Source organism: Phytopseudomonas argentinensis (genome assembly GCF_900113905.1).
GTDB classification, from domain to species: Bacteria; Pseudomonadota; Gammaproteobacteria; order Pseudomonadales; family Pseudomonadaceae; genus Aquipseudomonas; species Aquipseudomonas argentinensis.
Genome location: NZ_FORC01000003.1, coordinates 566629 through 585874, shown reverse-complemented (window position 1 = coordinate 585874; position 19246 = coordinate 566629). Strand labels below are relative to the sequence as shown.

The window sequence follows — 19246 nt, the reverse complement described above, 5'->3', positions numbered from 1 at the left end:
GGCGAGGCGCTGGCGCTATGCCGATTTCGTCATCGTGCCGGCGCAAATCCTTCAAGCCGTCCGGCCTGCCTCGCGTCACCCTGTAGCCATTCAATCGGCATACAGGCGCAGCGCCCATGAAACGCATCGAAGTGATCGACTCCCATACCGGCGGCGAGCCGACCCGGCTGGTGGTCAGCGGCTTTCCCGATCTCGGCACGGGCAGCATGGCCGAGCGCAAACAGCTGCTGGCCAGTGAGCACGATGCCTGGCGCGCCGCCTGCATTCTCGAACCGCGCGGCAATGATGTGCTGGTCGGCGCCCTGCTCTGCGAGCCCGTCGACCCCAGCGCCTGTGCCGGTGTGATCTTCTTCAACAACACCGGTTACCTCGGCATGTGCGGGCACGGCACCATCGGCCTGGTGGTGTCGCTGGCCCATATGGGCCGCATCGGCGCTGGCGTGCACAAGATCGAAACGCCGGTGGGCACGGTCGAGGCGACCTTGCACGAGGATCGCTCGGTCAGCGTGCGCAACGTGCCGTCCTACCGTTACCGCCAGGCCGTCGAACTGCAGGTTCCGGGCTACGGCCTGGTGCAGGGCGATATCGCCTGGGGCGGCAACTGGTTCTTCCTGATCGCCGACCACGGCCAGCGCATCACCGGCGACAACGTCGAAGCGCTGACCGCCTACACCTACGCCGTGCAAAAGGCGCTGGAAGACCAGGGCATTCGTGGCGAGGACGGCGGCCTGATCGACCATATCGAGCTGTTTGCGGAAAATGAACAGCCGGAAGGCTCGCAGCCAAGCGTCGCGAGCGAAGAGGAGGCAAGGCGGGAGCTGGCCAAAAAACGCAGTTTACTGGCTGTAAATGAGCATTTTTCGCCAGCTCCCAACGCCGCATCATCGAGCGCAGCAGCTTCGCTGCGAGCCGACAGCCGGAATTTCGTGCTCTGCCCTGGCAAGGCCTACGACCGCTCGCCCTGCGGCACCGGCACCAGCGCCAAGCTGGCCTGCCTGGCCGCCGAGGGCAAGCTGCAACCCGGACAGATCTGGCGCCAGGCCAGCGTGATCGGCAGTCTGTTCGAAGGCTCCTACCAATGGCAGGGCGACAAGGTGATCCCGACCATCCGCGGGCGCGCCAATATCAGCGCCGAAGCCACCCTGCTGCTCGAACAGGACGATCCGTTCGCCTGGGGCATCCGCCCGTGAGCCCGCTGCGGGTCGCCGATGTGATCGTCATCGGCGCCGGCATCATCGGCGCCGCCTGCGCCCGCGAACTGGCCCGCCGCGGTCAGCAAGTGCTGGTCATCGATGCCGGCCTGCACGGCGCCACCGCCGCCGGCATGGGCCACTTGCTGGTGCTCGACGACAACCAGGCCGAACTGGATATCAGCCGCTATTCGCTGAGCCGCTGGCGCGAGCTGGGCCCGCAATTGCCGGACGACTGCGCGTATCGCAACAACGGCACCCTGTGGTTGGCCGCCAACGAAGAAGAGCTGGCGGCGGCAGAAGCCAAGAGCGGCAACCTGCGCGCCGAGGGAATACGCTGCGAGATGGTGCCCGGCCACGCGCTGCAGGCCATGGAACCGATCCTGCGCGACGGCTTGCACGGCGCCCTGCGCCTGCCCGACGACGGCATTCTCTACGCACCGAACACTGCACTCTGGATGCTCGACAACCCGCGCATCACCGGGCGTCGCGCCAAGGTCACGGAGCTGGACGGCAACCGCGTGCGCCTCGAAGACGGCAGTTGGCTAGGCGCCGATGCCGTGGTGCTGGCCAACGGTATTCAAGCCGTGGAGCTCTGCCCGGAGCTGCCCATCGCGGCGAAGAAGGGCCACCTGCTGATCACCGACCGCTACCCGCACCCGGTCACCCATACCATCACCGAGCTGAGCTACCTGACCAGCGTGCACAACAGCAGTGGCGCCTCGGTGGCCTGCAACATCCAGCCGCGGCCGACTGGCCAGCTGTTCATCGGCACCTCGCGGCAGTTCGACACCCTCGACCCCGAGGTCGACGGCTGGTTGCTGGCGCGCATGCTCAGGCATGCCGCGGGCTATGCGCCGGGCCTGGCGCAACTCAACGGCATCCGCGCCTGGGCCGGCTTTCGCGCCGCCACACCAGACGGCATGCCGCTAATTGGTGAACACCCGCAACAGCCCGGCTTATGGCTGGCGGTCGGCCATGAGGGGCTGGGTGTTACCGCGGCGCCGGCTACCGCCGACCTGCTCGCGGCGCTGCTGTGGGACGAGGCCGAACCCATTCCGGCCGCCGCCTATGCGCCCCGGCGTTACCTTGGAGAAACCGCCCATGCCTGACCTGTACCTCGATGGGCGCCCGCTCAGCGTAGCGCCGGGCACCACGGTCGCTGCCGCGCTCGCCCTGGGCGGCGACGGCAGCGCACGTACCTCGGTCAGCGGCCAGCGCCGGGCACCGCTGTGCGGCATGGGCATCTGCCAGGAATGCCGGGTAACCGTCGACGGCCTGCGCCGCCTGGCCTGCCAGACCCTGTGCCGCGATGGCATGCAGGTGGAGACACGGCCATGAGCGAACAGGCTGACGTACTGATCATCGGCGCCGGCCCGGCCGGCCTGTCCGCCGCGCTGGCCGCTGCAGGCGACGGTATGCAGGTGGTGCTGCTCGACGACAATCCATTGCCCGGCGGGCAGATCTGGCGCGATGGCGCAGGAGCGCAGGTGCCTGCACAGGCGCGCCGACTGCGCGATGCTGTGGATAACCACGCCAGTATCCAGCGTTACGCCGCCACCCGGGTGGTGGCCCGCGCCGGAAGCCATGGGCTGTTGGTGGAAGATGCCGAACGCGGCTGGGTGATCGCCTATCACAAGCTGATCCTGTGCACCGGGGCACGCGAGTTGTTACTGCCGTTTCCCGGCTGGACGTTGCCCGGTGTAACCGGTGCCGGCGGCCTGCAGGCGCTGATCAAGGGCGGCTTGCCGGTGGCCGGTGAACGCATCGTGGTTGCCGGCAGCGGCCCGTTGCTGCTGGCCAGCGCGAGCACCGCGAAACAGGCCGGCGCTCAGGTGTTACGCATTGCCGAGCAGGCATCGACAGGCGCAGTCGCGGCCTTCGCCCTGCAACTGCCGCGCTGGCCGCACAAGCTGTTGCAGTCCTTCGGCCTGCTCGATGGCGGTTATCGCCCTGGTACACGCATCGTCGCCGCACTGGGGCAGGATCGCCTGGAAGGCGTGCGCCTGCAGCGTGACGGCAAGCTCGAAGAGCTGGAGTGCGCGCGCCTTGCCTGCGGTTTCGGCCTGATCCCCAACATGCAGCTAGGGCAGGCGCTCGGCTGTGCGCTGGGCAGCGCTGCCATCAAGGTCGACGCCTGGCAGGCGACCGATATGGCCGGCATCTACGCGGCGGGCGAATGTACCGGTTTCGGCGGCAGCGAACTGGCCCTGGCCGAAGGCCGCATTGCCGGCCACGCCGCCGCCGGCAACCGCAAGGCCGCGCAGCGGGTGTGGGCAACCCGTGCCCGCTGGCAACGCTTTGCCGATGCGCTGAACAAACACTTCGCGCTGGACCCCGCACTCAAACGCCTGGCGCAACCAGACACCCTGCTATGCCGCTGCGAAGACGTCCCCTACGCCGCCGTGGCCGCACACCGCAACTGGCGCGAAGCGAAGCTGGCGACGCGCTGCGGAATGGGTGCCTGCCAGGGACGGATATGCGGCGGTGCCACGCAATACCTGTTCGATTGGCAGCCTGCCGCGCCCCGCCCGCCCTTCACACCAACCCGAATCGGCACCCTCATGCAGCTGGAAGAGGCGGCCCAGAGCAGTTCGCCGTGAACGTGCAGCCACTTTCAAGCGCGAGTGAGCCGCACACCTCAAACGGTAACAAAACGGGTAGCGCGGTAACGCTTTTGTGCTCCGCAGCACAGGCAGAAAAACGCTGAAAAATCTAAGTCATTGATAAATAGAGATATTCCAAAATTGGCACAGGTTATGCTCTATCTCCCGCACAACAAAAATAACAAGACACACCCCATAACAAGAACAAGACAACGGCTCTAGCATAAGAAAGACAAAAACGCAGAGACGCAGCTAACTGATTTCTTTGGAGAGGACCGCCCTCGGGCTTGTACCGCAACCGGGTCGAGAACAATAAAACTGCTTTGCAAGGCAGCGACAGACGGGTTGGATCTACGGATCACGGCAACATCAGCGTCCAAACAAATCCGTTCGCTCTTGGCCTCCTTTGGAGGCCTCGGCTAAAACAAGAACAATAGGCCGTTAGCACTAACAAGAACGATGATTCGAACAAGATTTAGGGGAGCCTCGGCTCCCCTTTCTGCTTTCTGGCGTTCGCGTCAGCCGCCTCCCCTCGCACCACAAATCCTTGCAGGCCCACGGGCTCAATAGCTGCCCGCCTCGCGATAACGCGCTAGGCTCTGCAGCTATTCAAACTGTCTGCAGCCAGCCATGCACAGCCTGCTACCGAACTCTCCTCATCCGGACCTGCCGACATTGATCAGCACCCTCATGCAGATCGAGCCGCTGCTCGATGCCATGCCCGAGGTGGTGTTCTTCATCAAGGACACGCAGACCCGCTACGCCCTGGTCAACCAGACCCTGGCCCAGCGGCTGGGCTTCAAGAGCAAAGACAAGCTGGTGGGGATGACCGCCGAACAGGTGTTCCCGGCCAACTTCGGGCCTTCCTATACCGCGCAGGATCGGCGCGTACTGGATGAGGGTAGCCAGCTCGATGACCAGTTGGAGCTGCACCTTTATTACGGCAACCAGCCGGTCTGGTGCCTGACCCACAAGCTGGCCCTGCGCAATCGCTCTGGAGACATCATCGGCCTGGCCGGCATCTCCCGGGATGTACAGCTGCCGCAATCGGGCCACCCGGCTTACCCGAAGCTTGCCGCGGTGGATGCCTATATCCGTGAGCACTTCGCCCGGCCGATCAGCCTGGCCGAGCTCACCGAGCTGGCCGGATTGTCAGTGGCGCAACTGGAGCGTCACTGCAAACGCATCTTCCAGCTCACCCCGCGCCAGATGATCCACAAGGCACGTCTTGGCGAGGCCAGTCGCCTGCTACTGCATGATTTGCCGATTACCGAAATCGCCCTGCGCTGCGGTTACACCGACCACAGCGCCTTCAGTCGGCAATTCCGCGCACTTACCGGGCTTACCCCGAGCCAGTTTCGCCTCTCCCACCAGCGTTGAGCTACGCGCCAGCAAGGTGCAGCCATGGGTGCCACGCTCCCTTGGGTAACACCGGCGTGTAGCTCGGCGGATCGAACGTGCCACCTGCAGCCCCTAAGTACCTGCGCCAGCGAGAAAAAATCGAGCAGGCACGGACATTGCTGGAAAATCGTATACGAAATACAAAAGCGGCAATTGCTTGCTGCGAATATGGAGCGGACTGGAGCAAGGCATGAACAGAGCAGTCAACTGGAGCGGCGTCTTTCCGGCCGTTACCACACAATTCAATGACGATTTCTCGATCAATCTGGAAGAAACCCACCAAGTGATTTCCAACGTGATTCGCGATGGCGTATCCGGGCTGGTGGTGTGCGGCTCGGTGGGCGAGAACACCTCGCTGAGTGCCGACGAGAAGATCGCCGTTACCGAGGTGGCGGTGGACGCCGCCAGGGGCCGCGTGCCGGTGATCTGCGGGGTCGCCGAATTCACCAGCGTCACCGCCGCGAAAACCGCCAACCTGGTGCGCCAGGCCGGTGTCGACGGGGTGATGCTGATGCCCGCGCTGGTCTACGGCGCCAAGCCCCATGAGACTGCCGAGCACTTCCGCTATGTGGCCCGGCATGCCGATGTGCCGTTGATGGTCTACAACAACCCGCCCATCTACAAGAACGACGTGACGCCGGACATCCTCATCTCCCTGGCCGATTGCGATAATGTGGTCTGCTTCAAGGACAGCTCCGGCGATACCCGACGCTTCATCGACGTGCGCAACCAGGTCGGCGACCGCTTCGTGCTGTTTGCCGGCCTCGACGACGTGGTGCTGGAAAGCCTGGCCGTGGGTGCGCAAGGCTGGGTGTCGGGAATGAGCAACGTGTTTCCGAAAGAGGGCGAGACCATCTTCCGCCTGTGCCGGGCCGGCCGCTTCGCCGAAGCCATGCCGATCTACGAGTGGCTGATGCCGATCCTGCACCTCGATGCCCGTGCCGACCTGGTGCAGTGCATCAAGCTCTGCGAGGCCATTGCCGGTCGTGGCCGCGAACTGACCCGCCCGCCACGCCTGCCGCTGCGCGGTGAGGATCGTGCCCATGTCGAAGCGATCATGGCCAAGGCGCTGGCCAGCCGGCCGTCGCTGCCGGATGTCGGGCTTTGACAGCACGGCGACAGCCAGCTACCGGCGTTGCGAGCGCGGGTAGCTGCTCCCCCTGAGGCGCCTCTCCAATCCCCGGCAAGCCACTACCTGCTCAGCCAAGTTGCACCAGCAGACTTGCGCAACTTATCAGACATCGTACAATCAAAGCCTTTCCGTACGTGTCATACGTCCCCAACAGGAGCTAACAATGCCCGCTACCATCGGCCACAACATCATCGGCGGCGCGTTCAGCGCAGCCGGCTCCGTCGTTCACAAGAGTCATGACGCCACCACCGGCGAAGCCCTGCCCTACGACTTCATCCAGGCCACGCCTGAAGAAGTCGACGCCGCGGCCAAAGCAGCTGCCGCTGCCCACCCGACTTACCGCAGCCTGCCCGCCGCCAAGCGCGCCGAGTTCCTCGACGCCATCGCCGATGAGCTGGACGCCCTGGGCGACGAATTCGTCGCCACCGTAACCCGCGAAACCGCTTTGCCGACCGCCCGTATCCAGGGTGAGCGTGGCCGTACCAGCGGCCAGATGCGCCTGTTCGCCAAGGTGCTGCGCCGCGGTGACTTCTACGGCGCGCGCATCGACCGTGCCCTGCCGGATCGCCAGCCGCTGCCGCGCCCGGATCTGCGCCAGTACCGTATCGGCCTCGGCCCGGTTGCCGTGTTCGGCGCCAGCAACTTCCCGCTGGCTTTCTCCACCGCCGGCGGTGACACCGCCGCCGCCCTGGCCGCCGGTTGCCCGGTGGTATTCAAGGCCCACAGCGGCCACATGACCACCGCCGCCCACGTCGGTGAAGCCATCCTGCGCGCCGCCGAGAAAACCGGCATGCCCAAGGGCGTGTTCAACATGATCTACGGTTCGGGCGTTGGCGAGGCACTGGTCAAGCACCCGGCCATCCAGGCCGTCGGCTTCACCGGTTCGCTCAAAGGTGGTCGTGCCCTGTGCGACATGGCCGCGGCGCGCCCGCAGCCGATCCCGGTATTCGCCGAGATGAGCAGCATCAACCCGGTCATTCTGCTGCCGGAAGCCATCAAGGCCCGTGGCGAGAAAATCGCCGGCGAGCTGGCGGGCTCGGTGGTCATGGGCTGCGGCCAGTTCTGCACCAACCCCGGTCTGGTGATCGGTATTCGCTCGCCGGAGTTCAGCGCCTTCCTGGAAAGCTTCACCGCCAAGATGGCCGAGCAGCAGCCGCAAACCATGCTCAACGCCGGCACCCTGAAGAGCTACGTGAAAGGTCTGGAAGCGCTCAACGCACACTCCGGCATTACCCACCTGACCGGTGCCAAGCAGGAAGGCAACCAGGCGCATCCGCAACTGTTCAAGGCCGACGTCAGCCTGCTGCTCAATGGCGACGAACTGCTGCAGGAAGAAGTCTTCGGCCCGACCACCATCGTCGTCGAAGTGGCTGACAAGGCCGAGCTGCTGAAGGCCATCAATGGCCTGCACGGTCAGCTGACCGCCACCCTGCTCACCGAGCCGGGCGATCTGGCCGGTAGCGAAGAGCTGTTCGCACTGCTCGAGCAGAAGGTAGGTCGCGTGCTGTTCAACGGCTACCCGACCGGCGTGGAAGTCTGCGATTCCATGGTTCACGGCGGCCCGTACCCGGCGACCTCCGACGCCCGTGGCACCTCCGTCGGCACCCTGGCCATCGACCGCTTCCTGCGCCCGGTGTGCTACCAGAACTGCCCGGATGCGCTGCTGCCGGACGCGTTGAAGAACGCCAACCCGCTGCAGATCGCCCGCCTGGTAGATGGTGCCAGCAGCCGCGACGCGTTGTAAGCGCCCGCTGCGTTGCTAGAAAGCCGACCTCAGGGTCGGCTTTTTTATGGGCGGCGTTTTCATGTCGATGCGCTCGAACCGGGGCTACGATGTTCCGAACCTATCTCGTGTGGGAGCGGGCGGGGACGCCCAGTCCATGCCCGCGATTCGCGCGCATGGCGCGCTCCCACAAGATGATGGTGCCAGCTCGTAGGGCGGATAACGCGAAGCTTATCCACCAGTGGCCACGCCGCGAGATCAATTATCTCGACAGCCCTAAAGCGCTTACGCCCAACCCCTGTCGCTCACGACTACACCCAGGTCGCACTCGAATCCCGCCACAGCCGGCCAGCCACGTAGGTTATCCACAGATGGACGCCAAGGCCCACGCCAGGCGCGTCCGCACGTTGGAGTAATCGCGCGGAGGCCGCCATGAGCATCACGACTTATCCACAACCGGCTGTGCCGGTCGATCTGCGCACCTTGCGCAAGGTGATTGCCGCGTCGGCCATCGGCAACTTCGTCGAGTGGTTCGACTTCGCTGTCTACGGCTTTCTCGCCGTGACCATCGCCTCGCTGTTCTTCCCACCAGGCAACCCGACACTGGCGCTGCTGCAAACCTTCGCGGTGTTCGCCGTATCCTTCGCCCTGCGCCCGCTGGGCGGCATCGTCTTCGGCATTCTCGGCGACCGTATCGGCCGCAAACGCGTGCTGTCGATCACCGTGCTGCTGATGGCCGGCGCCACCACCCTGATCGGCCTGCTGCCCACCTATGCCAGCATCGGCCTGCTCGCCCCGCTGCTGCTGGCCCTGGCGCGCTGCCTGCAGGGCTTCTCCGCCGGTGGCGAATATGCCGGCGCCTGCGCCTTCGTGATGGAGCATGCGCCCACCGAGCAGAAAGCCCGCTATGGCAGCTTCGTGCCGGTGTCCACCTTCGCGGCCTTCGCCTGCGCGGCCGGGCTGGTGTTCGGCATGGGCGTCTGGCTGGACGAAGCGCAAATGCAGGCCTGGGGCTGGCGCCTGCCGTTCCTGATCGCCGCACCGCTGGGCCTGGTGGGCCTGTACATGCGCCTGCGCCTGGACGAGTCGCCGGCCTTCCAGGCCCTGGCCGCGCAAGCCCACCCCGAACATTCGCCGCTGCGCGAAACCCTGCGCGAACACGGCGGCACCGTGCTGTGCCTGTCGGCGTTCATCTCCGCCACGGCGCTGTCGTTCTACATGTTCACCACCTACCTGACCACCTACATGCAGGTGGTCGGCGGTGCGGCACGGCCGACGGCGCTACTCGCCAGCCTGGTGGCGCTGTTCTTCGCGGCGCTGCTATGTCCGTTGGTGGGCCGTTACTCGGACCGTGTCGGCCGCCGGCGTACCATCCTCACTGCCGGTATCGCGCTGATCGTGGCGGTGTATCCCGCCTTTACCCTGGCCGCCTCCGGCACCCTGTGGGCCTCGGCGGTCGGTGCGATATTACTGGCCATCGGTGCCGTGATCTGCGGCGTGGTGACGGCGGTGCTGCTCTCCGAGCAGTTCCCCACCCGGGTGCGCTACACCGCCTCGGCGTTTACTTACAACCTGGCCTACACGGTGTTCGGCGGCACTGCGCCACTGGTCGCCACCTGGCTGATCGAGGTGACCGGCAACCGCATGTCGCCGGCCTACTACCTGATCGCCATCGCCCTGCTGGCCCTGGCTGGCGGCCTGTCGCTGCCGGAGTCGTCGAAGCGCTCGCTGGATGAGCCGATGAAGTAACAGCCACGTTATGATGCGCCCACTCAATCTTGGTGGGCCTGCCATGCGTCTCGAACTCGATCCCCAATCCGATGACCGCCTGCTCGGCCAGTGCTACCGGGTTCACGGCCCGTTCAGCACGGCTGATCTGCTCAAGGCCTACGACGAGGCGCCAACCGGCCATCAGCACCTGTTGACCCTGGAGGATCTCGGCCAGGCGCTCTATACCTCGATGCACGCCAGCCACTATCACGACCTCGACAGCGGCGACTGGCTACTCGCCGCTGGCATCGACCCAGGCTGGCTGGAAGACGGCTACCCGCGTGAAGACCTGTCCGTGGCGCAGCGCCTGCACATTCGCCGCCTGGGCTTCGGGCGCCTGTTAGCGCAAACCTCGTTCGACAGCATCTTCGCCAAGGATCTGCGCCTCGACGAAGACAGCCTGGCGGAGCTGACGGCAGCCAACGCAGACCTGGTTTCGCAGCTCGATGGCGAGTGCTACCTGCTGCGCATCCCGGTGCAGCGGCCCTGCGAATCGCTCTACGGTTTCGCCAATGGCTACTTTTCCTGCGACCTGTCGCCCATGGAGAACTTCCGCCTGGCCGAGCATCTGGAAGATCACTACGGCTACCGCCTGCTCGGCCTTGGTGCCAGCCTGATCGCCTTCCGCCGCACACGCGCTCTGGATGCGCAGCAGGCCGCGGCGCTACTCGACCTGCTCGTGCGCCTGTATGCCCGCGACGGCAACCAATCCCAGGTTCGCGAGCTGTTCAACGCGAGCCTGGAACGCGAGCTGCTGGTGCTGCGCTATACCGAGTAGCGCAGGCGCGTTGTCAGAGCAGGCCTGCCAACGCCGCATCGATCTCGCTGAAATCCGGGCGGGCGCTGACCGGGGGTTGCTGGCAGCGCCGCACCAGCTCGGCCAATTGCGCGACATGCTCAGCCGGCACCTCACAGCGCTGCAGTAACTCCTCGAGCAGGATGCCGAACGCCCGTACCTCAATACGTTGCAGCAACCCATGCTGAGATGGCGCGGCAGCGGGCAGGAAGGACGCCGCACCAAAGTCGCCGAGCAGCGCCTTGCCGGCCGTGTCGATCAGGATGTTGTGGCCATAGAGGTCGCCATGGGTCACGCCGCGGGCATGCAGGTGGCGCAGCGCCGAGGCGATCCCGCTGGCCACCCGCAGGGCCTGGGCGAACGGCAGACGCCACTCGCTCGGGTAGCTATCGCGGCTGCAGCTTTGCAGGCTCGGTGGCCCGGCCAGAATGCTGAAACGCGGCTCGACCAGACTCAGCAACAGGCCCTGCTCACCCTGCGGGTGCTCGACCACGCGACCAATCGCGCCGATCAGGTTGGGATGCTGCCCAACGGTCAGGCACGCGGCCATTTCGCTCTGCGGCGTGCCATCGCTGGTCATCTGCCCCTTGAACAGCTTCAGGGCCACGGCCTCGCGCTGGCCATCGGGCCGTTGCCAATCCGCGCGGTGAATGATCCCCGATGCCCCCTGCCCCAGCACCTCACCGATTTGCAGATCAGCCCAGCGCACATCGGGCGTGCGTGACGCCGGCGCGTCGGCATCGAGGGGATTACCCCCATGGGCCAGCCACGCCAGGCTGGGCAGCTGCAGCAGGAAATCCGGCAAGGCGGGTAGCTGATTGGCAGCGATGCGCAGCAGCTCCAGTTTCTCCAGATGCGCCAGAGTCGCCGGCAACTCACGCAAGCGATTACCGGCGAGCATCAGCTTTTGCAGATCAGTGCAGGCACCCAGCTCGTCGGGCAAGGTTTGCATGCAATTGTCGGTCAGGATCAGCCAGCGCAGCCGCGGCGGCAGGGCCTTGGCGGACAGCTCGCGAATGCGGTTGGACTTGAAGCCGACCATGCGCAGCGCCTCGCAGCGGCCCACCGACTCCGGCACGTGCTCGAACTGGTTTTCAGAACAGAACAGCACCTGCAGGCGATGCAGCCGATGCAGGTCCTCGGGCAGGTCGCTCAGCTGGTTACCGCTCAGGTTGAGCACTTCCAGGCTGTCGGCCAGGGTGAAGATTTCCTCGGGAAATCGCTCCAGCGAAGCGGACAGATCCAGACGGGTGATGCCCTTGAGCTGGCCGGAACGCAATTGGTCGAGGGTATGCATCGAGGAGTGGCCTTGTTGCGGAGTTAGCGCGCCAGTGTACGCAATGTTTCGCCAGGGTATGCTGTTGCAGTCCATCACCCTATCGCTGCAGGGGCGAGCTGAACAGGCGACTGCAGACCGTCAAGGAAGCTACCTCCAACATGAAGAACCTTGTCTACAGCTTGCTGCTGATCACCTCCCTGGCCAGTGCCCATGAGCTTCCGGCGAGCATTCTCGAACAGATACCCGAGGGTTATTCGGTTCTGCGTCATGCGTCCGGCGAATTGAATGATGACGCGTTGGCCGATTACCTGGTCGTGGTGCACAAATCGCAAGAGGCAACCCTGAGCAGCGAGCAGCCTGCGCCAGCGAGGCCACTACTGCTGTTCACACAGCGCACCGATGGCTCTTACGCGCTCAGCAAACGCAATGACCAAGTGGTGTTCAGAGTCGACGAAGGCGGCCAGTGCGATCCCTACGGCGACGACGGCAGGGGGCTGGTCATCAACAAGCGCTACTTCACCATCGAAAACGGTGTCGCTTGCGGTCAGCACTGGACTGACTACATCACCTTCCGCTACGACACCAAGCTGAAGGACTGGGTATTTCACAAGCGCATCTTCGAGAACTGGGTTCCGAATGACAGCGAGGACCCTGATGCCGAGGCATTGGTCATGGATGCCCATCAGGTCACGACCGCGACACGCAATGCGCCCATTCGCTTTGCAGATTACAGCCCGCCAGACCGCTAACGGCCCTTGGCACCTGCAGCTATGGCAGATGACGCGACGGGTTGGCGTTTCATCGACCGCGACAGCCAGAGCCGATCGCCACTGCCGGAGCTGTCACCCGCTTCGCCAGGCAGACCGCGGCAAGCAGGCTGCCAGATCATCGACATGCTTGTAATCAGCGCCCAGTTCGTCGGCCAGCTGCACGGCGCGGCCCAGGCGGATCGGCGCGCATTCGATATCCACCAGGGTCGCCGGGCACGGGCTGGTGGGTAGCGCCGGCCATTCACGCAGTCGCCCGTCGGTAATCACCAGCAGGCGCTGCGCCTCGTCGGGTTTGAGGCGCTGGCGCCGCTGCAGCCAGTGGTGGGCTTGCTGCAGCGCGGGAATCAACGGGCTACCACCGCCGGCACCGAGTTCACGCAACCACTGCTGCAAGGCGCCGGATGCCTTTTGGCCCTGCCAGTGCCAGTGCGGCTGGGTACCGTGGGCGTCGAGCACGGCGATTCGCGCGCGCTCCCGGTAGGCGCGCTCGAACAGCTCGGCCAGCAAGCCCTTGGCCTTGCTCAAGGCCCCATAACGGCGGGTTGAGGCCGAGGCGTCGACAACGATCAGCCATAGCTGGGTGGGGGCATTGCTGCGCGGTCGGCGTTGCAGATCGGTGCGGCGCCTGGGCTTGCCTTGCAGCAAGGTGGCGAGCCAATCGATGGCGCCGCTGCCGCCTGGGCGCTTGGCACCGCTGCGCCCGCCTGCCTGTTTGCCTGGTGTCGGTCTGGCATCCGTCCCCGCCTTGGCGCGCGGGGGAATGCCTAGGGCTTTTTTGCCCAGCGCGGCGGCTCGCGGCGCTCGCCGGTGCTTTGCGCCTGCGCCGGCAGCTCACCCCAATTGCCGTCGCCGGCTGCTGGCTGCTCACTCGGCGCCTGGGGCGGCGGGCTGGCCGGCGGTTGCGCCTGCTGTTGCGGCGGCGTTTGGCGACGACGATGACGCAGCACGAAGCCCTCCACCGCATCGATATCCACAGGTTCGATACGCGCGGCCCCGCGCCAGGCCGCATGAGCACGGGCGGCGCGCAGCCAGACGAGGTCAGCGCGCAGGCCATCGACGCCAGCCTCGAAGCAGCGCTCGGTGATCGCCTCCAGCGCCCTGTCATCGAGAGGGATGGTCGCCACCCGCGCACGCGCCTGCTGGCAGCGCTCGGCCAATGCCTGCTGCTGCCCGGCCCAGGTGGCGACAAAGGCCTGCGGGTCGGCATCGAAGGCCAGGCGACGGCGCACGATCTCGGCACGCGCACCAGGCTGCGGCTGGCCATCCAACGCCAGGTTGAGGCCAAAGCGGTCGAGCAGTTGCGGGCGCAGCTCGCCCTCTTCGGCGTTCATGGTGCCGATCAGGATGAAGCGCGCAGCGTGGCGATGGGAAATGCCGTCGCGCTCGACATGGTTGACACCGCTGGCCGCCGCATCCAGCAACAGGTCGACCAGATGATCGGGCAGCAGGTTGACCTCGTCGACATACAACACCCCGCCATCAGCCTTGCTCAGCAGCCCGGGCGAGAACTGCGCACGGCTCTCGCCCAGCGCGGCGTCCAGGTCGAGGGTACCGACGATGCGCTCTTCACTGGCGCCCAGCGGCAGGGTGACGAACACACTGCTCTCCAGCAGTGCGGCCAGGCCGCGGGCCAGGGTCGATTTGGCCATGCCGCGTGGGCCTTCGATCAGCACCCCGCCAATCGCCGGATCGACTGCCACCAGGCACAGCGCCAACTTCAGGGAGTCGGCGCCAACCACGGCGGCGAGGGGAAAATGGACGGTGTCGGTCATGGGTCGATCCGCGCTGGGCAAAGGCCCCATTGTACCAGCGAGCGGTCGTGCGCTACCCCGCTCGTCTGCTAAGGTCGCTGGTTTGGCATCCTAGGGTCTGTTGACGTTTCACGCACGGCCGCGCCGGAGCCCGCTTTTGCGCGAGGCAAGGCACGAGATGCGAAGTTTGGCGGGCCAAATGAGCCATCGAGTAACGCCGTCTCGCGCAAAAACGGGCCCGGCCCTTCGGGCGGGGCCGCCTAGGTTGCGCGAGAAATCTCGCCATGCGTTGTTGGAGGACTTGGCAAGGGAACAACCATTGCCTGCGTCCTCCGCCTAGCGGATCGCCGCCCGGCCTGGCGAGATTTCTCGCGGCAACGCGGCTCGCGTTGAAACGTCAACAGACCCTAACCATCAGGGAGATTTCGATGCGCCTGTGCATTTTCTGCGGTTCCAATGCGGGCACCAATCCCGTCTATCTCGAGGCTGCTACCCGCCTCGGTCAAACCCTCGCCAAGGCCGGCATCGGCCTGGTGTACGGCGGCGCCTCCGTCGGCCTGATGGGCGCCGTGGCCAACGCTGCGCTGGAGGCAGGCGGCGAGGTGATCGGCGTGATCCCGCGCTCGCTGTGGGAGAAGGAAGTGGCCCATACCGGCCTCGACGACCTGCGTATCGTCGACTCCATGCACCAGCGCAAGGCGCTGATGGCCGAACTGTCGGACGGCTTCATCGCCCTGCCCGGCGGCGTCGGCACCCTGGAGGAGTTGTTCGAGGTGTGGACCTGGGCACAGCTCGGCCACCACCAGAAACCCTGCGCGCTGCTCAATATCAACGGCTACTACGACCGCCTCGCGGCATTCCTCGATCACATGGTCGACGAAGCCTTCGTCAAGGCGCCGCACCGCAAGATGCTGATCGTCGAGCAGGACATCGACGCCTTGTTGAAGGCGATCGATAGCTACCAGGCGCCGACCGTGGGCAAGTGGATCGGCAGGCAGGAAACCTGATGAACGCGCAACCACGCCTGGGCTGCGGCGCCGCCATCGTGCAGGACGGGCGCCTGCTGCTGGTGCGCCGCGTGCGTGAGCCGGAAGCCGGCTGTTGGGGGTTGCCCGGCGGCAAGGTGGACTGGCTGGAGCCGGTGGAGCAGGCAGTACGTCGCGAGATCGAGGAAGAGCTGGCCATCCGCCTGACGACGCTGGCGTTGCTTTGCGTGGTCGACCAGATCGATGCGCAGCGCGGCGAACACTGGTTGGCGCCGGTCTACCTGGCCGAGGCCTTCGAGGGTCAAGTGCGCAACGTCGAACCCGAGAAACACAGTGATGTCGCCTGGTTCGCTCTCGATAGCCCGCCCGAGCCGCTGACGGTGGCGGCGCGCCGTGCATTGTCCGCGCTCAGCGAACGACGCTTGCAATCGACCACCGCGATGAATTAACGTCGAGGCCATTCAACGGAGCCGCACATGTCCACATCCATGATCCTGAACGCCACCCGCCTCGATGCAGCCTGCATCGTGATCGCGCGTGCCCAGGCATCGGTGGTCGCTGCAACCGCTTATTTTTATGGGTATTGGTTTAGCCACAGGCGCGCCTGATACCCCACAGGCGCCCTAGTAATCCAGGGTCGCCACCAGACAGTTTCTCGAAACCCCCGGTCGGCCTCCCGACCGGGGGTTTTGTTTTTTCCGGCACATCGATTGTTCACAGAGGATTTCACCATGACCGCCTATATCAACTGCATCACCTACCAGACCTATTACCGCTACAGCTGGCGATTTATCGGCGCTCACGCCGCTCAACCACTCAATCGAACATCTCATCGAGCCAGATAGTGCGCCGCGCGCGGTAACTCCGCGCCGGCCGAGGAAATCACCATGTCCGTAGCCGCCAATCCCCGCTCCACCGCCAAAGCCGCCGACCTGCACCTGGTCGCCCAGCCTGGCCGCCGCCACACCTCGCCGTTGCCCAGTGCCACCCAGTTGCGCGAAGAACTGCCACTCTCCGCGGCCCTTGCCCGCCAGGTGCAGCAACAGCGCCACTCGATCCGCGCCATTCTCGATGGTCACGACCCGCGCCTGCTGGTGGTGGTCGGCCCCTGCTCCCTGCACGACGATGCCGCCGTACTCGAATATGCCGAACGCCTGGCCGCCCTCAGCCAGCGGGTGGGTGATCGCCTGCTGCTGGTGATGCGCGCCTACGTCGAGAAGCCGCGTACCACGGTGGGCTGGAAGGGCCTGGTCTACGACCCAGCGCTGGATGGCAGCGGCGATATGGCCGAAGGCCTGCGTCGTTCGCGCAAATTGATGCTCAGGCTGCTGGAGCTGGGCCTGCCGTCGGCCAGCGAGATCCTCCAGCCACTGGTGGCCGGCTACTTCGACGACCTGCTCGGCTGGGCGGCGATTGGCGCACGCACCAGCGAGTCCCAGGTGCATCGCGAACTGGTCAGCGGCCTGGAGATGCCGGTGGGCTTCAAGAACGGCACCGACGGCAGCCTCGGCATCGCCTGCGACGCCATGCGCTCGGCAGCCCATGCCCACCAGCACTTCGGCGTCGACGGCCACGGCCGCCCGGCACTGGTGCACACCCACGGCAACCCGGATACCCACCTGGTGCTGCGCGGCGGCCACGCGGGGCCGAACTACGACGCCGCCAGCGTCGCCACCGCGCGCGCCGAGCTGGAGCGCCAGGGCATCGCGCCACGCATCATGGTCGACTGCAGCCATGCCAACAGCGGCAAGAACCCGCTGCGCCAGCCCGAGGTGCTGAGCAGCGTGCTCGACCAGCGCCTGGCCGGCGACGGCGCCCTGCGTGCGGTGATGATCGAAAGCCACCTGTTCGACGGCGCCCAGAGCCTGGGCGGCGAGCTGCGCTACGGTGTATCCATCACCGACGGCTGCCTCGGCTGGGCGGGCACCGAGCGCATGCTGGTGGACGCCGCCATCCGTATGCGCCACCTGGTCTGACGCCGTAGCCTGGCGTCGAGCGCAGCGATACCGAGGGTACCTATCCCGGGTGTCGCCACGCTCGACCCGAGCTACGACAGCTCACCGATCACACCCGCTCGTGCTGCCAGCCCTGGGCCGTCCACTGCAAGCGATCGGTGATGGCCAATGCCTCGATGAACGCGGCGTCGTGGGAGACCACGATCAGCGCCCCGCGGTAGTCGCGCAGCATGGCTTCGACGGCCAACAGCGAGTCGAGATCGATATGGTTATCGGGTTCGTCGAGCAGCAGCAGGGGCGAGGCCGGCTCACTGTCGATCACCCCGGCCAGCGCCAGCTTCAGACGTTCACCACCGCTGAGCCGTGCACAGGGTAGCAACGCCCGATGAGCATCCAGCCCCAGGTGCATCAGCCGAGTGCGGGCCAGCGCTTCGGGCAACCCGCGATTGCAGCGACGCAAGTGCTCGAGCGCGCTTTGCGCCGCGGGCAGGCAGGACAGTTGTTGATCCAGGTAGGCCAGCGGCACCTCGACCCGACACGCTCCAGCAACGGCTGATAGGCGGCCGGCGAGCATCGCCAGCACGCTCGACTTGCCGCAACCGTTGGGTCCGGTGATCGCCAGCCGGCGCGGTCCGAACAGGTCGATATCCGGCAGGCTGGCAGCCGAGAACGGCGCCTGCACAGCGCGCAGACTCAATACCCGCTTGCCCTCGGGCAGCGTTGCAGCACTGCCATGCAGCTCGATCCCGAGGTGCTCATCGACCTGCGCGGCGGCTTCGCGCACCGCTCCATCGAGTCCGCTACGGGCTTCTTGCAGGCGCTGCTGCAGACGTCCGGCGCTGGCCTCGCTACGGCTCTTCTGCCGGCCCAGAAGAATCGGCGCCTGGTTGCTGTCCCGCGCTGCACACGCTCCGTTGGCAGCACGGCGCTGCTGGCGTTGCTGCTGTGCCTGCAACGCCCGCTCACCCCGTTTGCGTTCGGTACGGGCGTGCTCCAACCCATGCTGGGCGGCTTGTCGCTCACGTAACAGAGCGTCTCGGTAGACGCTGTAATTGCCGCCGTAGGCGCGCAGCCCGCCTGGCGATAACTCGACGATACGCTGCATGCCTTCGAGCAGTTGACGATCATGGCTGATCACCAGCAGCCCGCCAGGCCACTGCCGCAAGCGCTCGTAAAGACGTTGACGGCTGGCCTGATCCAGATGGTTGCTGGGCTCATCGAGAATCAGCAGGTCGGCACCGCTGAGCAACATGCCAAGCAGCGCCACCCGCGTGCGCTCGCCGCCGCTGAGCATGGCGGCCGGGGTTTGCAGGGCGAGGTGACCAAGGCCCTCGTCGTGCAACGCCGCGTGCAGACGCTCGGCGATATCCCACCGGCCTTCGAGCGTCTCGACATCGTCCTCGTCCATGCAGCCTGCACAGACGCGACCCAGCGCATCGAAAGGTGCAGCAAACCCCATCAGGTCGACCACCCGCGTTCCATTGGCCACCTCGATATCCTGAGGCAGATAGGCGACCTGCGCCTGCCCCGCGATCCGCCCTGCGGTCGGCTGCAAACGCCCGGCAAGCAGGCGGCCGAGCACACTCTTGCCGGCGCCGTTGCGCCCCACCAGACCGGTGTGCCGGGTATCGAAGGTTTCGCTCAGCGCATCGAACAGCGGCTGGCCAGTGGGAAAATGAAAGGACACGCGCTCGAGCGCGATAACAGGCGAGTTCGTCATGAATGACTCCAGGCAATGCCGTGAAAACGCGCGGCACAAGGCCACGGCGGACGATCACAGTTCGTGCGAGCACGACGGCATTACTGGCGCATTGGACGAGACTCCGGCGGGGAATGAGCGGCCAGGGTAAACCTGGGTCAGGCTGAGGGCAACACCAAGGGTTTGGG

18 protein-coding genes are annotated in these 19246 nt (G+C 65.7%); 14 read left to right on the top strand and 4 right to left on the bottom strand.

Annotated elements, in window-relative coordinates:
- Positions 1 to 116: 116 nt before the first annotated feature.
- The 9 genes from BM154_RS24445 to BM154_RS17135 all read left to right on the top strand — a co-directional run bounded on the left by BM154_RS24445 (position 117) and on the right by BM154_RS17135 (position 10600).
- Positions 117 to 1190, top strand: a complete 1074-nt coding sequence (locus BM154_RS24445) for a proline racemase family protein (RefSeq protein ID WP_083414598.1) — start codon at positions 117 to 119, stop codon at positions 1188 to 1190.
- The gene (locus tag BM154_RS17170) at positions 1187 to 2302 is read left to right on the top strand and encodes an NAD(P)/FAD-dependent oxidoreductase (RefSeq protein WP_074886783.1); all 1116 of its coding nucleotides are present in this window, start codon (positions 1187 to 1189) and stop codon (positions 2300 to 2302) included. Before BM154_RS24445 ends, BM154_RS17170 begins: the two co-directional genes overlap by 4 nt.
- On the top strand, positions 2295 to 2531 hold the full coding sequence (locus tag BM154_RS17165; protein ID WP_074886780.1) for a (2Fe-2S)-binding protein: 237 nt from the start codon (positions 2295 to 2297) through the stop codon (positions 2529 to 2531). The genes BM154_RS17170 and BM154_RS17165 overlap by 8 nt, the downstream gene beginning before the upstream one ends.
- Complete coding sequence (locus BM154_RS17160) at positions 2528 to 3793, top strand: NAD(P)/FAD-dependent oxidoreductase (protein ID WP_074886777.1); 1266 nt, start codon at positions 2528 to 2530, stop codon at positions 3791 to 3793. Before BM154_RS17165 ends, BM154_RS17160 begins: the two co-directional genes overlap by 4 nt.
- 633 nt (positions 3794 to 4426) lie before the next feature.
- Complete coding sequence (locus BM154_RS17155; protein WP_074886774.1) at positions 4427 to 5176, top strand: AraC family transcriptional regulator; 750 nt, start codon at positions 4427 to 4429, stop codon at positions 5174 to 5176.
- A 211-nt stretch (positions 5177 to 5387) separates the two neighbouring features.
- Positions 5388 to 6305: a dihydrodipicolinate synthase family protein gene (locus BM154_RS17150; protein ID WP_074886771.1), complete on the top strand. Its 918-nt coding sequence runs from the start codon at positions 5388 to 5390 to the stop codon at positions 6303 to 6305.
- Between the two features lie 187 nt (positions 6306 to 6492).
- Entirely contained in the window at positions 6493 to 8073 is a 1581-nt protein-coding gene (locus BM154_RS17145; protein ID WP_074886768.1) for an aldehyde dehydrogenase (NADP(+)), read from the top strand.
- A gap of 411 nt (positions 8074 to 8484) precedes the next feature.
- The gene (locus BM154_RS17140) at positions 8485 to 9801 is read left to right on the top strand and encodes an MFS transporter (protein WP_074886765.1); all 1317 of its coding nucleotides are present in this window, start codon (positions 8485 to 8487) and stop codon (positions 9799 to 9801) included.
- A 43-nt stretch (positions 9802 to 9844) separates the two neighbouring features.
- Positions 9845 to 10600, top strand: a complete 756-nt coding sequence (locus BM154_RS17135) for a hypothetical protein (RefSeq protein WP_074887167.1) — start codon at positions 9845 to 9847, stop codon at positions 10598 to 10600.
- Between the two features lie 13 nt (positions 10601 to 10613).
- Here BM154_RS17135 and BM154_RS17130 read toward each other — a convergent pair whose 3' ends face one another.
- Positions 10614 to 11915 carry a leucine-rich repeat-containing protein kinase family protein gene (locus tag BM154_RS17130; RefSeq protein WP_074886763.1) on the bottom strand — a complete coding sequence of 434 codons (1302 nt, stop codon included), beginning with the start codon at positions 11913 to 11915 and terminating at the stop codon, positions 10614 to 10616.
- A 140-nt stretch (positions 11916 to 12055) separates the two neighbouring features.
- On the opposite strand from BM154_RS17130, the gene BM154_RS17125 reads away from it, so the two are divergent.
- Positions 12056 to 12646: a hypothetical protein gene (locus BM154_RS17125; protein ID WP_074886761.1), complete on the top strand. Its 591-nt coding sequence runs from the start codon at positions 12056 to 12058 to the stop codon at positions 12644 to 12646.
- A 93-nt stretch (positions 12647 to 12739) separates the two neighbouring features.
- On the opposite strand, the gene BM154_RS17120 is transcribed toward BM154_RS17125, so the two are convergent.
- On the bottom strand, positions 12740 to 13429 hold the full coding sequence (locus BM154_RS17120) for a vWA domain-containing protein (RefSeq protein WP_083414596.1): 690 nt from the start codon (positions 13427 to 13429) through the stop codon (positions 12740 to 12742).
- A gap of 2 nt (positions 13430 to 13431) precedes the next feature.
- Positions 13432 to 14439 (bottom strand): magnesium chelatase ATPase subunit I, encoded by a 1008-nt coding sequence (locus tag BM154_RS17115; protein ID WP_074886757.1) that lies wholly within the window; start codon positions 14437 to 14439, stop codon positions 13432 to 13434.
- A gap of 407 nt (positions 14440 to 14846) precedes the next feature.
- On the opposite strand from BM154_RS17115, the gene BM154_RS17110 reads away from it, so the two are divergent.
- From BM154_RS17110 to BM154_RS17100, 4 genes are all read left to right on the top strand, one after another.
- On the top strand, positions 14847 to 15425 hold the full coding sequence (locus tag BM154_RS17110; RefSeq protein ID WP_074886754.1) for an LOG family protein: 579 nt from the start codon (positions 14847 to 14849) through the stop codon (positions 15423 to 15425).
- On the top strand, positions 15425 to 15853 hold the full coding sequence (locus BM154_RS17105) for an NUDIX hydrolase (RefSeq protein ID WP_074886751.1): 429 nt from the start codon (positions 15425 to 15427) through the stop codon (positions 15851 to 15853). The genes BM154_RS17110 and BM154_RS17105 overlap by 1 nt, the downstream gene beginning before the upstream one ends.
- Positions 15854 to 15880: 27 nt before the next feature.
- Complete coding sequence (locus BM154_RS24585) at positions 15881 to 16012, top strand: hypothetical protein (protein ID WP_279626230.1); 132 nt, start codon at positions 15881 to 15883, stop codon at positions 16010 to 16012.
- 279 nt (positions 16013 to 16291) lie between these two features.
- Entirely contained in the window at positions 16292 to 17380 is a 1089-nt protein-coding gene (locus BM154_RS17100) for a 3-deoxy-7-phosphoheptulonate synthase (protein ID WP_074886748.1), read from the top strand.
- An 88-nt stretch (positions 17381 to 17468) separates the two neighbouring features.
- On the opposite strand, the gene BM154_RS17095 is transcribed toward BM154_RS17100, so the two are convergent.
- Positions 17469 to 19079 (bottom strand): ATP-binding cassette domain-containing protein, encoded by a 1611-nt coding sequence (locus BM154_RS17095; RefSeq protein WP_074886744.1) that lies wholly within the window; start codon positions 19077 to 19079, stop codon positions 17469 to 17471.
- Positions 19080 to 19246: the final 167 nt, after the last annotated feature.

Excerpts from the sequence above, each read along its gene's own strand:
- BM154_RS17140 (WP_074886765.1), top strand. The coding sequence starts at position 8,485 with ATGAGCATCACGACTTATCCACAACCGGCTGTGCCGGTCGATCTGCGC.
- BM154_RS17125 (WP_074886761.1), top strand. The coding sequence starts at position 12,056 with ATGAAGAACCTTGTCTACAGCTTGCTGCTGATCACCTCCCTGGCCAGT.
- BM154_RS17165 (WP_074886780.1), top strand. The coding sequence starts at position 2,295 with ATGCCTGACCTGTACCTCGATGGGCGCCCGCTCAGCGTAGCGCCGGGC.
- BM154_RS17130 (WP_074886763.1), bottom strand. The coding sequence starts at position 11,915 with ATGCATACCCTCGACCAATTGCGTTCCGGCCAGCTCAAGGGCATCACC.
- BM154_RS17155 (WP_074886774.1), top strand. The coding sequence starts at position 4,427 with ATGCACAGCCTGCTACCGAACTCTCCTCATCCGGACCTGCCGACATTG.
- BM154_RS24585 (WP_279626230.1), top strand. The coding sequence starts at position 15,881 with ATGTCCACATCCATGATCCTGAACGCCACCCGCCTCGATGCAGCCTGC.
- BM154_RS17105 (WP_074886751.1), top strand. The coding sequence starts at position 15,425 with ATGAACGCGCAACCACGCCTGGGCTGCGGCGCCGCCATCGTGCAGGAC.
- BM154_RS17145 (WP_074886768.1), top strand. The coding sequence starts at position 6,493 with ATGCCCGCTACCATCGGCCACAACATCATCGGCGGCGCGTTCAGCGCA.
- BM154_RS17110 (WP_074886754.1), top strand. The coding sequence starts at position 14,847 with ATGCGCCTGTGCATTTTCTGCGGTTCCAATGCGGGCACCAATCCCGTC.
- BM154_RS17150 (WP_074886771.1), top strand. The coding sequence starts at position 5,388 with ATGAACAGAGCAGTCAACTGGAGCGGCGTCTTTCCGGCCGTTACCACA.
- BM154_RS17095 (WP_074886744.1), bottom strand. The coding sequence starts at position 19,079 with ATGACGAACTCGCCTGTTATCGCGCTCGAGCGCGTGTCCTTTCATTTT.
- BM154_RS24445 (WP_083414598.1), top strand. The coding sequence starts at position 117 with ATGAAACGCATCGAAGTGATCGACTCCCATACCGGCGGCGAGCCGACC.
- BM154_RS17115 (WP_074886757.1), bottom strand. The coding sequence starts at position 14,439 with ATGACCGACACCGTCCATTTTCCCCTCGCCGCCGTGGTTGGCGCCGAC.
- BM154_RS17135 (WP_074887167.1), top strand. The coding sequence starts at position 9,845 with ATGCGTCTCGAACTCGATCCCCAATCCGATGACCGCCTGCTCGGCCAG.
- BM154_RS17160 (WP_074886777.1), top strand. The coding sequence starts at position 2,528 with ATGAGCGAACAGGCTGACGTACTGATCATCGGCGCCGGCCCGGCCGGC.
- BM154_RS17100 (WP_074886748.1), top strand. The coding sequence starts at position 16,292 with ATGTCCGTAGCCGCCAATCCCCGCTCCACCGCCAAAGCCGCCGACCTG.